The following is a 13,959-nucleotide window of genomic DNA, read 5'->3' as shown; positions in this document are numbered from 1 at the left end:
GAATAGGTATTTGTTTGATGTGGCAATTGGAATGTCTAACAAAAATAGGAAATAACATGATATTAAATGCAAAAATAGGAAGGGTACGAAGGACGTTAACTGCGCAAAAATATGTGCTCGTATTGGTTGAAACGGATGAGAATATACGTCCGGAGTCTACCGGGTTGTTGAATTCGGAGTTTGATTGTTATCTACTGGTGCATCAAGAAATTGAACGACTGGATGAATTGGCGCTTGCATTAGAAAATACAGATAAAGAAGTTCGATTGGCTCGCAATTTTAATGAATTGAAGGACAAAGGAATTTTGATTGATCAGTTAAATCAAATTACTGTTAAGATATTGAAATAAGTCTATTATGTATAAAGTTGTTTACTCCCTATCGCGCAAATTGAAATGGAAGGCAAGTGAGCTATATCATTTCCTATATCAGAGTTTTCCAGAGATCAAGAATATTGATTTATTGTTGGATGACCGACAGTTTTTACTTGTTGTTAAAATTAATAGCCGTTTAGAATTTTCAATTTTAAATATTTGTCAGCAGCGGGGAATTACCATGCAGTTTGTCCAGGTGGAAGATGTAGACTGAAGATCTGCGGCCATCCTGTTCAACGCATTGTTATAACTCATAAATTCACACGTCCTAGTTTTCGATTCGGTCGATGAAGAAGTATAAATATAAGGTGTTCACTTCCAAAATCGAAGAAAAACATCAAAAACGGAACATTAAAAGCAGCTGACAGGTTACCTTATATTCGGCAGGTAAAACAAGAATATGGTTTAAGTACAAGTTCAGTTCAAAGTGGATACGATGGTTCCTCTTTTTTGAATATTCTGGGTTTAGCATCGCGCAGCAATCTCTTAGGAGACCTTTGGGAAAGAAATCCTATATGATGATATGGAGGCGGAACTGACAAAAAAATCATGATGAACTCAGTTCATCATGATTTTTTGCATATTACCTATAAATAGTTGAATTTTACTTCAGGATATGGAAGAACGTCTCGTGACAAACAAAGGTCGGTGGTATTCAAAGCGGTATTTACAGGAGTTTATACTGTTTACCGCCATGTTTTTGCTGACCATGCTCCATGAATGGATGAAAATTGACACCATTATTGATTTTATCAAAGGCTTAGTATTTTTTAGCCTATTGTATATGCAGGCACAGTTGCACCGTCACTTCTTTTTCTCATTCTTCATTAAGAAAAAGTATTTTATCTATGTGATCGGTGCTGTTTTTTCGACTTTAACTGGAGCAGCCCTCTTGGTTGTTGTTAATTATTTTTGGATAGATACTGCCTATTATGAAAGAGGGGAGATATCCGTATTCCAGGATTTTGCCTACCAAATTATGCTATGTGTGATAAGTACATTTACAATGCTATCTTTTTTCCTCTTACGTCAATACGCCAATGAGGTTGAGAAAAGAAATGAAGCACAACTGATGTTAAGTGAGATCAATGTGAAATATTTACATGCACAGCTAAATCCCCATTTTTTCTTTAATATGTTCAACAACCTTTATGGGGTGAGCTTAACTGAGCCGTCCCGTACACCTGAATTGATCTTGAAACTATCGCAATTGATGCGATATCAGTTGGAAAATGCCAATAGAGATACAATTAGTTTAAAGGAGGAAGTTGCTTTTATCGCTAATTACGTTGCTATGGAGAAAGAACGTATTGGCAAACGCTGTGCGATAAGGTATACAGTATCGGGGGAGGATGATGAATTTAACCACTATCGGATTGCACCATTACTTTTGATCACATTGATTGAAAATGCCTTTAAACATAGTCTTACAAACCAAAGGAAATGGTACGTAGATATCCTAATTACTTTTATCAACGGTTCATTGACAGTGGATATCAAAAATTCGTTGGCGGACAAACTGCTAAAGAATAATTCCACAGGTCTCGGTTTAGTGAATACGCACCAACGTTTGGCATTGCTTTATCCTGCGCAATACAAATTGCATTGTGTTGAAATAGCGCATGATTACCATACTGTTTTAACATTAAATTTAAAATCTTCAGCATATGAATGAGCGTTTGAGCTGCATTGTGGTTGATGATGAAGAAGGGGCACATCTAGTCCTTCATCATTATATCAAGGATATCAAAAAATTGGATCTAAAAGCTTCATTCTATCATCCAGTTGAAGCAATGGATTATATGTATGATCATGAAGTTGATCTTATTTTTCTGGATATCAATATGCCCGGATTGAATGGCTTGGAGATGTTAAGAGCGCTGTCTAATCCTCCCTTGGTAATTTTAACAACAGCTTATAAAGAATATGCTTTGGAAAGTTACGAATATAGAGCGGTCGATTACCTGGTGAAACCCTTTGATATCAGGCGGTTTATGTCAGCGATTGATAACGTTTTCTCCAGATATCCCTCAGTCAAACCTACGGTATTGGATCATCCTGTAGTGCTTGCCACCACGGCAACCTCCTCTGTTGTAGTCAAAGTGGATGGCGACTTTGTTAGGATTATGTGTAAAGACATCATATATATCCAAAGCTGGGGCAATTATGTTAAGATTTTCACCACATCAGGATCCTTTGTGAGTTCGCTAACAACAGCTGAAATGGAACAAAAGTTAGACAAAGATCTTTTTATGCGAATACATAAATCATATATTGTCTCACTGGAGCGTGTCAGTAAAATTTCAGGTGGTTCGGCCGAGCTAGATTCTGGGGAGAAATTGCCGATTGGGTCGACTTACCGGCGGGAGCTTCTGCTGTATTTCCAAAAGTAGTATTTGGACTCCAATATATTGTGTACTGATACTGAGTCTAATCAGATTATTTTTCAAACATTACTGTTCTAAACTAAACTTTTTTGATTACCAAGGGTTATTTTTAACGAAACAATTCATCATAGATCATTTATTTTAATATGAGTACATTTTCAATAAAAGCTTTCGGAACCGAGGCCCCGACGGCAGACTTAAAACAACTGGAGGTACAACGTCGTGCGGTCACGGCAAAAGATGTAGAAATTGATATTCTATACTGTGGCGTTTGTCACTCTGACTTACATACGGCACGTAATGAATGGGGTGGAACAATTTACCCCAATGTTCCTGGTCATGAGATCGTGGGACGGATTACACAAGTAGGATCCAATGTGACGAAATTTAAAGTTGGCGATCTTGCCGGTGTTGGCTGCATGGTTGACAGTTGTCGTGAATGTGAGAGTTGTAAAGAGGGATTGGAGCAATATTGTGAGAATGGAAATATCCAAACATACAATGGCCATGATAAGCATTTGGACAAACAGACCTTTGGCGGATATTCGGAGCGTGTCGTGGTGGATCAGGATTTTGTATTACATATTCCCGAAAACTTGGATTTAGCAGCGACTGCGCCTCTACTTTGTGCAGGTATCACAACATATTCGCCATTACGGCATTGGAAGGTTGGTCCCGGACAAAAAGTAGGCATCGTGGGCATTGGTGGTTTGGGACATATGGGCGTGAAAATAGCCAAAGCAATGGGCGCGCATGTCGTCGTGATCACAACTTCTGCAAGTAAAGTAGAAGATGCCAAACGCCTGGGTGCGGATGAAGTCATCTTGTCTACCGATCAGGAACAGATGAAAAAGAATGCTGGTACTTTGCATTTTATTTTGGATTGTGTCTCCGCGCAACACGATATCAACGCCTACTTGAGCCTATTGAAACGCGACGGCTCACTGACACTTGTCGGTGCTCCTGAACATCCACTGCCAGTAGCTCCATTTAGCTTAATCCCTACACGTAAAAGTTTCTCCGGATCGATGATCGGCGGTATTGCCGAAACGCAAGAAATGCTGGATTTCTGCGGAAAGCATAATATCACTTCAGATATAGAATTAATACGTATGCAGGATATCAATCTGGCTTACGACAGATTGTTAAAGAGCGATGTGAAATATCGTTTTGTTATCGATATGGATAGTTTAAAAAACAATTAAAGTCAGCTGGGACAAAGCTAAACCAAGAAAAAATGCTTCCCAGTCTAGTATAGGCTTAGCTTTGTCCGATCAATCAGCGTTTTTTTTGGATTTATTTTTTTGTTATCAAATTAAACAGATGGGGCTCGCCGGTAGTTGATCGAGTTACCTCTATTTTTATGGAGAAAAGTAAAGTTGTGGTGTTTTGGTTCCGTCGGGACCTTCGTTTGGAAGACAATGTAGGATTATCTCAGGCATTGGGGAAGGGGTTTCCTGTGTTGCCGATATTTATATTCGATGAAGATATTTTAGGCCGATTGGAAGATAAGTTGGACCGACGTGTAGATTATATCCATCAGGCTCTTGATGGAATAAATAAAAAATTAAGGGAATATGGGGCTACTTTAACGACCTTTCATGGTAGTCCTTTGGCAATTTTTAAAGCATTGCATGAGCAATACAATATTCAGGAAGTCTATTGTAATAGCGATTACGAACCTAAAGCGATCCGACGGGATCGAACGATCGTTGAATTTTTCAATGCTGCTGGAATTCCATTTAATGCTGTAAAAGATCAGGTTATTTTTGATAAACATGAACTATTGAAAAATGATGGTACACCCTACACCGTTTATACACCTTATGCAAAAAGATGGCGGGAGAAATTAACGGTAGAAGATTATCAATCCACAGATCAAATAGAGGGGCATTTTTTTCGGCAGACGTACGCGCCGATAATTCCCTTGGAAAAAATAGGGTTTAAAAAGACGGATTTGACTTTTGAACCGCCACATCTGAATGCAGCTATTATTAATACCTACGATAGGTATCGTGATTATCCTGCCTTACAAGGAACGACCAACTTGGGTATTGCGCTTCGTTTCGGAACAATTAGTATTCGTCGCTGTGTTGCTTTTGCAAAACAGCATAATGAGGTCTGGCTGTCTGAATTGATCTGGCGGGAGTTTTTTATGCAGATCTTATTTCATTTTCCAAATGTGGTCAACGAATCCTTTAAAAAGAAATACGACGATATCCTGTGGCGCAACGATGAAACGGATTTTGAACGCTGGTGTCAAGGAAAAACAGGTTACCCTTTGGTCGATGCGGGTATGCGGCAATTGAACAGTACCGGTTGTATGCATAATCGTGTACGTATGGTTGCTGCTAGTTTTCTATGCAAGCATTTATTGATTGATTGGCGATGGGGAGAGGCCTATTTTGCGCAAAAGCTCAATGATTATGATTTATCTGCGAATAACGGGAACTGGCAATGGGCAGCAGGGAGTGGTTGCGATGCCGCTCCATATTTTAGGGTGTTTAACCCAATCATTCAGGCCGAAAAATTTGATAAAAAACAAGAATATAGTAGACAATGGATTCCCGAACTTGGGACAATAGATTATCCCGAACCTATTATAGCACATCCGATCGCTAGAGAACGTGCGCTAAAAACTTATGCAGCAGCATTGAAGTAAACGATGAATTAGGATAGATCAATCCCACCATATCTGATCGGCTTAGATGGGATTGGTCTATCTAATAGTGGATTTTTTATTGATCCAAAAAAGCAGCAACAAAAGCGTCGAATGCTTGTGGGTTTTCAGCTTGTACCCAGTGTCCCGCATTTGGTATTGTTTCAAAGCTGACATCTGGAAATTGCTCCTTGATTTTGACTTTATCTTCAGGAAGAATGTAGCGCGATTTTTCGCCTGCTAGAAAAAGGGCAGGGCCAGCATAAATTCCAGCTTTTACACCTATTGTAATGAAATCTGCATATTTCCGCTGTAGAACATCCAGGTTGAAACGCCAACCCAATTTACGGTCTTCTTTAATAAAGACGTTTTTTAACAAAAATTGAATTACTCCAGGATCATCAAGGTAGCTTTCGAGTTTTGTCTGTACATCTTTTCGGTTGTCCATACTATTGATATCAACCGCACAAAGAGCGTTAAAAATATCTTCATGATGTGGTGGATAAGCCTTGGGAGCTATATCCGCAATAATCAATTTTTCAACCTGTTCCGGATGCTCAATGGCAAATTGCATGGCAACTTTACCGCCGAGAGAATGGCCCAATAATAAGACTTTTTCTGCACCGATTGAAGCAATATATGCGCCCAAGTCTTCAACCATTTCCTCAACGGACATGCCGTCACTGTGAAAACTTCGACCATGATTGCGCAGGTCAAGTAAATGTATCTGTCTTTTTTCTCCAAAGCTACGGCCAAAAGATCCCCAGTTGTCCGCCATACCAAAAAGGCCATGCAGAACAACAAGCGGTGTCCCACCATTTTCTGCGCCGTATATTTTGCTGTGTAGTAATTCTTTCACGATATTTCTCTCCTTTAAACGAATTGAAGTGGCTTTACAAAGGCCATTCTCGATGGCTAAGATAGCTAAAACATCCCTTCTTATCAAAATGGTAGGGTCGATGATTTATTTGGTAGTGGCTTCCGTGGTTGACAAGCTAATTTTGTAGTAACGAAAACATAATAATAGATAACAAATGAATACTACAGCGTTAATTGTCATAGACATTCAAAATGAATATTTTGAAAATGGCGGAATGGAACTTGTAAATCCAATTGCCGCAAGCGTAAATGCCGGAAAAATAATTGGCCATTTTAGAGAAATAAAAGCACCGATTATACATATTCAGCATATTTCTCCCGATCCAACGAAAATGCCATTTTTTATAGCGGGTACGGTTGCTGCTGATATCCATCCCAACGTTAAACCACTATTGGGAGAGAAAGTGATCCAAAAACACTTTCCAAATAGTTTTAGGGAAACCGAACTTTTTGATTATCTGAAAGCCAATCAAATTACTGAACTTGTTGTTGTTGGCATGATGACGCATATGTGTATAGATGCCACGACGCGGGCTGCGGTTGATTTTGGCTTCTCATGTACAGTAATAGGGGATGCCTGTGCAACACGTGACCTAGAAATTAACGGTGTTACGGTGAAAGCTGACGATGTGCATCATGCTTTTCTTGCAGCATTGGAATTCTTCTATGCGCAGATTCAGATGACAGAAATCTACCTCGCACAAAACTAAATGATCTAAGCTGGCAGTGTATAACAATGTTGTTATACACTGTCAGCTTTTTTTGTAATTACAGGGGTAACCGGTTAGGGACAACCAGTAATAGGCCTTTTACCGTAATTCTTGGATAAATGCACTGATGGTCTTACCTGTCTGCGCCTTAAAAAAACGCATCAGGTGGTTAGCTTCGGAAAAATTCAGTTCAAAAGCAATTTCACTGATAGATTTGTCTGAATGTATCAGTAACTCCTGCACTTCAAATAATAATCGCTGTTTGAGCAATTGTGTTGCTGTGGTATTGAACTGTGCTTTAACGGCATGATTCAGTGTGATGCGACTAATGCCCATCAGTACCGTATATTCGTTGATCCGTTGTTTCTGTTGAATATGCTGTTCGAGTAGCATCCTGAACTGATAAGCAAAATTATTCTCAGGTTTTTGCAAAGAAAGTCCATTCAACCGAGCATATTTTCGATTCAAGGTCTGTAGCAAATAATAGAGCAAAGAGCGGATAATATGTGCACTGTCTGCCTCTGTCTGAATAAGTTCTGATTTTATTTCCGCAAGCAGTGTGTAAAATTTAGATAGATGTACATCATCTACAGCTATTTTTACCGTATGGTGCAACTGATAGAAATACAGCAGTCGATACGTAAAAAGCTTATCTGCGAAAAACTCATTGAGAAAATCTTCCTGAAAAATCAATGTGGTGAATTCAAGATTGGTGGGGTCCAGTTCCCAGGTATGCTTCTGAAAGGCAGAAATAAAGATAATGTTGTTGTCCGTTAATTCGATGACTTCCTGCCCCAATCGCAAACGCCCTTTAGCCTTTTTGAAAAACAAAATTTCAAAAAAGTCTTTATGATAGGTCTCGCGATGGGTATAGTCCGTTTCTTGTTGATTTAGTACGTTTAATAGAAATTCAACACCGCATTCACCTTTATGGAATTTTATCGTTCTCAATAGCAGTATACTTTATCAGTCAAAAGTACTAATCTTAAAGCTAAATATAGAGCTATATGTACAATCTTGCATCAACATAATGGAGCAATTGGATTCCTTATCATTCATTTAACAGTTCGGATAAAAATATTTTTTAAAATAATTTAGAGTTTTATGTGAAATGTGATTTTCGTCACTTTTTTATTTAAAGAATTGATTTACCTTTATGTCATAATCAAATAGGCAAAACTTAAATATTGACATTCATCCCACTTGAATACATATTAAAAGTTACATTACATTTCTTCTCCTTAAAAAAGGAACTATTTGATTGATATAGGAAAGATTGAATAGCCATATTAAAATATATTATTTGGGGGTTTTCTCGTCAAGAGAGGCCCCTTATATTTTTTATAGTCTTCAATTTAGCATCTGGTATACTTCTGAAAGATGCTGAAAGCAGCGCTTGTTGGGCGCGATGCTATTGAACAAATCTTTTATTTCTTTTTTGTCAAATTCCAAATCAGGACTGTGATATGATTTTTTACACTTGTTAATCGACTATTTTTGATTGCTTCAATAGAAGTTATTTTAAGGTCAACGCAACATAATGAAAAAAAAGGAGTACGTCATTTCTTTAAAAATGGAGGATATGACGCGTGAGCTGCTGTTTCCACAGCGTAGCAAGGAATACATGGTGCTAGAGTCTACAAGTGACAATATGCAAATACAGCGCAATTGCCATTATCGTGCTTCTTTTTTTGGAGTGCTGCTGGCAGAGGAGGGTATTTCCTATTATCGGGTGGGGGACTTTGAGTATGAGCTTCAAAAAGGTGACATTCTTTTTTGTGTCCCACAGGAGGTGTTCAAAATCATTTACTTTTCCGCGGATATCAAGCAAAAGCAAATTTTCTTTTCCATAGATATGCTATCAGATGCCGGCTTTAATTATCGCTCAAATGATATGTTAAAGAACTTTTCCAATAACCCCTCTTATATTATTCGTGGTGAGCAACACCTCTACAAACGATTGGCATTTTATATAAAAGAACTTGCTTATCTCAACGATTTTAAGAATCCGGTCTATTATAGTAATGAGATGATCTGGCATTACTTTTCCTTATTGATGTATGATATCGAAAATTATTCCAAAAATTTTCGGCAGCAGGCCAGTTTTTCTTCCCGTGAAGAAGAGATTACAAGCGCTTTTTTTGCGCTTGTACGGGAATATTATGTCGAACATCACGATGTTCAGTTTTACGCCGATCGCCTATTTGTCAGTAGAAAATATCTCACGAAGGTTGTTAAGAAAGCGATGTTGCGTACACCCAAAGAGATTATCAACCAGATCCTACTTATTGAAGCAAAGATTCTCTTAAAGAATTCGGCGAATAACGTTAATCAGGTGGCCTGTTTGCTGAACTTTTCAGATCAAACCGTCTTCAGCAAGTTCTTCAAAAAACATACTGAAAGAAATCCCAGTGACTACAAAATGGATGACCTTTTCTAGGTCATTTTTATCATTTCAATCTTTGCTCAGATGAAGGTGCTTTTCCTATCTATAACAGGAAAAGCACCTTTATTTTTGGCATCAGGTTTATATGCTTTTGGCGTCTTTTAAACAAATTTTGGCGTCTTTGCGCCGAATTCAGACATCGGTTTTTTTGGACTTTTGCTACACATAAAAATAAAAGCAAAATCCATTATGAAGCAAAACGTTGTTAAAAAGCGCGCCACGAACTTGTTTATTGCGCTGGTATTGTTATCCAGTTGTACAGGTAAACAACAGGATGGTGGATATCAGCAAGGGCCTGCAGAGGTCCTTTTCGGCACTGTAACAACAGGCGATGCAACGATCCGAAATGAGTATGCAAGTGCCATAGAAGGCGTGTCCAATATAGAAATACGACCACAGGTGACCGGTTATCTCCAAAAGATATTTGTGGATGAAGGGGACTACGTCCGTGCCGGACAGGCTCTATTTAAAATTGAAGATCGGATCTTTCAGGAGCAGTTAACCAATGCGCGGGCGGCCTTGTCTGTTGCCGAATCGAATTTATTGACCGCCAAAATTGAGCTGGATCGAAAAACTGAGCTGACCAAAAACCGTATCGTTTCCGATATTCAGATGCAGGAAGCTCAAGCAAGTTATGCAGCCGCAAAAGCATCTGTAGCGCAAGCGAGATCAGCTATTGCCTCCGCACAGATCAATCTGGATTTTTCAGTCATCAAGTCACCAGTGAATGGGTATATCGGACGCTTCAACTACCGCTTGGGAAGTTTGCTGTCTGCCTCAAATCAAGATGCCATTACAGTTGTTTCTGATAACCATCAAGTGTATGCCTATTTTAGCTTGAGTGAGAACGATTTTGTGCGATTTCAGCGCGAACATACAGGAAATACGGTTGCGGAGAAATTGAAAAATGCAGCACCCGTTGCACTGTTACTCTCGGATGGACAGGAGTATCATACCAAAGGGAGAATAGATGCCGTTGAAGGTCAGTTCAATAAAAATACGGGCTCCATTACTTTGCGTGCAAAATTTGATAACCCTCGCGCAGAGCTGCGAAGTGGTAATACAGGCAAAATTGTGATGTATCAACAATTGAAAGAAATGCCCTTATTACCTATTGCATCGACAGTGTCCTACCAAGACAAGGTCTTTGCCTATGCTGTCGATAAGGAAAATAAAGTCGTACAGATACCTGTAGCTATTTCCGGGAAATCTGAAGATAATTTTATCATTCGCGAAGGATTAAAACAGGGTGACCGTTATATCGCTCAAGGATTCGAACGCTTGCAGCCCGGAATGCCGGTTGTTGCGCAAAAGCAAACTCAAAACAAAAAATAAAACAGCAATTCATGTTAAAAAAAATAATTAAACGACCAGTATTGGCCACCGTGATTTCTGTCTTATTGGTCATTCTTGGTGTGGTCGGTATGCTCAGCTTACCCATTACCAAATTTCCGGATATTGCACCACCTACTGTTATGGTGACAGCTGTGTATCCGGGAGCAAATGCCGAAACAATTGCACGGTCAGTCGCACCACCCATTGAAAATGCTATCAATGGTGTCGAGAATATGGATTATATTTCATCGACAGCAAGTAATGATGGAACATTAAATATTACCGTAATCTTCAAATTGGGAACAGATCCGGATCAAGCCGCCATCAATGTCCAGAACCGCGTAGCCCAGGTTACCAACCAGTTGCCTGCAGAAGTTATTCAAAGCGGGATCACGACCTTAAAACGTCAAAATAGTATGATCGCGATGGTCACCTTAACCAGCAAAGATGGTACAATGGATGACCTTTTCCTGGAAAACTACAGTAAGATCAACGTAGTACCCGAACTTAAGCGTATCAAAGGAGTAGGGGACGCGATGGTATATGGCAATAAAGATTACGCGATGCGTGTATGGTTGGACCCCAGCAAACTCAATACATATAACTTGACACCTGGTGATGTATCACGTGCCATACAGTCCCAAAACCTGGAAGCCGCTCCCGGTCGGTTCGGTGAACAGAGTACCGAGGTAAAGGAATATGTGATGCGTTATAAAGGGAAATTCACCGAACCTCAGCAATACGAAAATATTGTTATCAGGGCCCAAAATGATGGTTCGGTATTACGACTGAAAGATGTTGCCAAGGTTGAATTTGCGGCTTATAGCTATACCGTAGCATCCAACTATAATAAGAAACCTGCCGTTACCATGGCCATTTTTCAGATGAGTGGATCGAATGCCAATGAGGTGCAAATTGCATTACAAAAGCGAATGGAAGAATTGGAAAAGTCTTTCCCGGGAACCATGGAATATAAGATACCTTATGCAACCAAGGAATCGCTGGATCAGTCAATTGACCAGGTCATCAAAACCTTGATTGAAGCTTTTATTTTGGTATTTATCGTCGTCTTTATCTTTTTACAAGATTTCCGTTCTACCTTAATTCCGGCCATTGCTGTACCTGTATCAATTGTAGGGACATTTTTCTTCATGAAAATATTTGGGTTTTCGATCAATATACTGACGCTTTTCGCCCTTGTCCTCGCAATTGGTATAGTCGTGGATGACGCCATTGTTGTTGTAGAGGCCGTACACGCCAAAATGGAACGACGGAAACTAAATGCCAAAGCGGCTACGATGTCAGCTATGGGGGAAATATCGGGTGCTATTGTTTCGATTACCTTGGTGATGTCTGCTGTGTTTGTACCGGTCGCATTTATGGACGGTTCTACAGGTTTATTTTATCAACAATTTGCGCTGACATTGGCTATCGCGATTGTCATCTCAGCGGTGAATGCCTTGACACTTAGCCCAGCTTTATGTGCAATCCTTTTGAAATCTCATGCAGCCCATTCCGACGAAAATCATAAGGCTACATTCAAGGAGCGCTTTTTCACCGGATTTAATGCCGCTTTTGATAAACTTACGTTTCGCTATGGAAAGGCAATTCTAATCATGATCAAACGCAAGTGGATCGCATTTTCGCTTTTGGCAGTGTTTGGCGGATTGTTTGCCTGGTACACGATGAATACACCAAAAGGCTTTATCCCTGATGAGGATCAGTCATTTATCATTGTTACCGCCAATTTGGCCGCTGGAACATCAAAAGACCGGACAACAGTATTGATGTCAGATACTGAAAACAAGTTAATGGCTCATCCTGCTGTTCGCGAAGTAATCTCCGTGAATGGGTTAAGCCTGTTCACTGGAGCAATGTCATCTGCTGCCGGTACGTTCTTTATTCGCCTGAAAGCTGAAAAAGAAAGAGGCAAAGTGAGTAATCTTGGGGCCGTTATGGGAGAGTTACAGGGGATACTAGGACAAGATAAGCGAGCCAACTTTCTAGTTTTAAATACACCTACGGTAGATGGGTTTGGTAATTCGAGTGGAATGGAACTGGTTCTACAGGACCGAACGAATGCGGAATTACAGAAGCTAGGCAATATATCTTATGGCATGATGGGCGCTTTGATGCAGCGGCCGGAGATTGCTATGGCCTTTACCACATTTGATGTTTCCTACCCCCAATATGAGGTAGTGGTAGATGAAGCGAAGGCAGCACAGCTTGGCGTAGCCGTTAGTGATGTACTCGGCGTTATGCAGGGATACTATGGCAGTATACAGGCTTCGGACTTCAATCGTTTTGGCAAATATTATCGCGTACTGGTTCAGGCTACGGCAGAAACCAGAACCAACGAACAGTCCTTACAAGGGGTTTTCGTGAAAAATAGCCGACAAGAAATGATTCCGATCAGTACGTTGGTGCGGGTTCAACCTGTTACCGGACCCGAGGTTGTAGAGCGGTTCAACCTATTCAACGCGTCAAACCTTACTGTAATGCCGGCTCCGGGGTATAGTACCGGGCAAGCCATGTCAGCCATACAGGAGGTGGCCAAACAGCTGCTTCCACCAGGATATACCTTCGATTATAAGGGCATGAGTCGTGAAGAAAGTACGGCGACATCGCAAACGACAGTCATTTTTGTGCTCTGTATTGTATTTGTTTACTTCTTGTTATCTGCTCAATATGAAAGCTACATATTACCATTTTCCGTATTGCTGTCCATTCCGGTGGGACTTTCGGGGGTATTTATGGGAATTGGTATGGCTGGGATAGCAAACAATATTTATGTACAGATCGCAATGGTGATGCTCATTGGGCTATTGGCAAAAAATGGGATATTGATTGTAGAATTTTCGAGTCAGCGTCGGAAAGCGGGGAAAAGTTTGATTGCTGCCGCGGTAGAAGGTGCAAAAGCACGGCTAAGACCTATTTTAATGACTTCATTGGCTTTTATTACGGGGATCGTGCCACTCGTTTTTGTCGTGGGACCTTCGGCAATGGGGAATCATTCCATTGGTTATGCCGCTATTTTCGGCATGCTGGTGGGTACGGTATTGGGGATATTCCTTACACCTGTACTCTTTGTGGTATTTCAGTACTTCCACGAACGATTGAATGGACGCGAGTTGGATGAAAGCGAGTGGGACTACTAATTAATGATCAG

At 40.1% G+C, this 13,959-nt stretch carries 12 protein-coding genes; 10 read left to right on the top strand and 2 right to left on the bottom strand.

Annotation, left to right across the window (positions count from 1 at the left end):
* Positions 1-56: 56 nt before the first annotated feature.
* From OGI71_RS09675 to OGI71_RS09650, 6 genes are all read left to right on the top strand, one after another.
* Positions 57-350 carry a hypothetical protein gene (locus OGI71_RS09675; RefSeq protein ID WP_282255213.1) on the top strand — a complete coding sequence of 98 codons (294 nt, stop codon included), beginning with the start codon at positions 57-59 and terminating at the stop codon, positions 348-350.
* Positions 351-357: 7 nt separating this feature from the next.
* Entirely contained in the window at positions 358-588 is a 231-nt protein-coding gene (locus tag OGI71_RS09670; RefSeq protein ID WP_120258183.1) for a hypothetical protein, read from the top strand.
* Positions 589-990: 402 nt separating this feature from the next.
* A complete protein-coding gene (locus OGI71_RS09665) occupies positions 991-2,049 on the top strand; it encodes a histidine kinase (protein WP_282255212.1) in 1,059 nt (352 codons plus the stop codon).
* Positions 2,042-2,767, top strand: coding sequence for a LytTR family DNA-binding domain-containing protein (locus OGI71_RS09660; protein WP_282255211.1), 726 nt, complete (start codon positions 2,042-2,044; stop codon positions 2,765-2,767). Before OGI71_RS09665 ends, OGI71_RS09660 begins: the two co-directional genes overlap by 8 nt.
* A 140-nt stretch (positions 2,768-2,907) precedes the next feature.
* A complete protein-coding gene (locus OGI71_RS09655; RefSeq protein WP_282255210.1) occupies positions 2,908-3,966 on the top strand; it encodes an NAD(P)-dependent alcohol dehydrogenase in 1,059 nt (352 codons plus the stop codon).
* 158 nt (positions 3,967-4,124) lie between these two features.
* Positions 4,125-5,423, top strand: a complete 1,299-nt coding sequence (locus OGI71_RS09650; RefSeq protein ID WP_282255209.1) for a deoxyribodipyrimidine photo-lyase — start codon at positions 4,125-4,127, stop codon at positions 5,421-5,423.
* A gap of 76 nt (positions 5,424-5,499) precedes the next feature.
* Here the strand turns inward: OGI71_RS09650 and OGI71_RS09645 are convergent, their stop codons facing one another.
* Positions 5,500-6,279 carry an alpha/beta fold hydrolase gene (locus tag OGI71_RS09645; RefSeq protein WP_282255208.1) on the bottom strand — a complete coding sequence of 260 codons (780 nt, stop codon included), beginning with the start codon at positions 6,277-6,279 and terminating at the stop codon, positions 5,500-5,502.
* Between the two features lie 175 nt (positions 6,280-6,454).
* On the opposite strand from OGI71_RS09645, the gene OGI71_RS09640 reads away from it, so the two are divergent.
* A complete protein-coding gene (locus OGI71_RS09640; protein WP_282255207.1) occupies positions 6,455-7,009 on the top strand; it encodes a cysteine hydrolase family protein in 555 nt (184 codons plus the stop codon).
* 99 nt (positions 7,010-7,108) lie between these two features.
* On the opposite strand, the gene OGI71_RS09635 is transcribed toward OGI71_RS09640, so the two are convergent.
* Complete coding sequence (locus OGI71_RS09635; protein WP_282255206.1) at positions 7,109-7,960, bottom strand: AraC family transcriptional regulator; 852 nt, start codon at positions 7,958-7,960, stop codon at positions 7,109-7,111.
* A gap of 589 nt (positions 7,961-8,549) precedes the next feature.
* Here OGI71_RS09635 and OGI71_RS09630 point away from each other — a divergent pair.
* The 3 genes from OGI71_RS09630 to OGI71_RS09620 all read left to right on the top strand — a co-directional run bounded on the left by OGI71_RS09630 (position 8,550) and on the right by OGI71_RS09620 (position 13,948).
* A complete protein-coding gene (locus OGI71_RS09630; RefSeq protein ID WP_282255205.1) occupies positions 8,550-9,449 on the top strand; it encodes a helix-turn-helix transcriptional regulator in 900 nt (299 codons plus the stop codon).
* 195 nt (positions 9,450-9,644) lie between these two features.
* Positions 9,645-10,790 (top strand): efflux RND transporter periplasmic adaptor subunit, encoded by a 1,146-nt coding sequence (locus OGI71_RS09625; RefSeq protein WP_282255204.1) that lies wholly within the window; start codon positions 9,645-9,647, stop codon positions 10,788-10,790.
* 11 nt (positions 10,791-10,801) lie between these two features.
* Complete coding sequence (locus OGI71_RS09620) at positions 10,802-13,948, top strand: efflux RND transporter permease subunit (protein ID WP_282255203.1); 3,147 nt, start codon at positions 10,802-10,804, stop codon at positions 13,946-13,948.
* Positions 13,949-13,959 lie beyond the last annotated feature (11 nt).

The organism is Sphingobacterium sp. ML3W (genome assembly GCF_029542085.1).
In the GTDB taxonomy this organism is placed as follows: Bacteria; Bacteroidota; Bacteroidia; order Sphingobacteriales; family Sphingobacteriaceae; genus Sphingobacterium.
The sequence above is the reverse complement of the archived record's forward strand: the minus strand, read 5'-3'. Positions and strand labels throughout refer to the sequence as shown.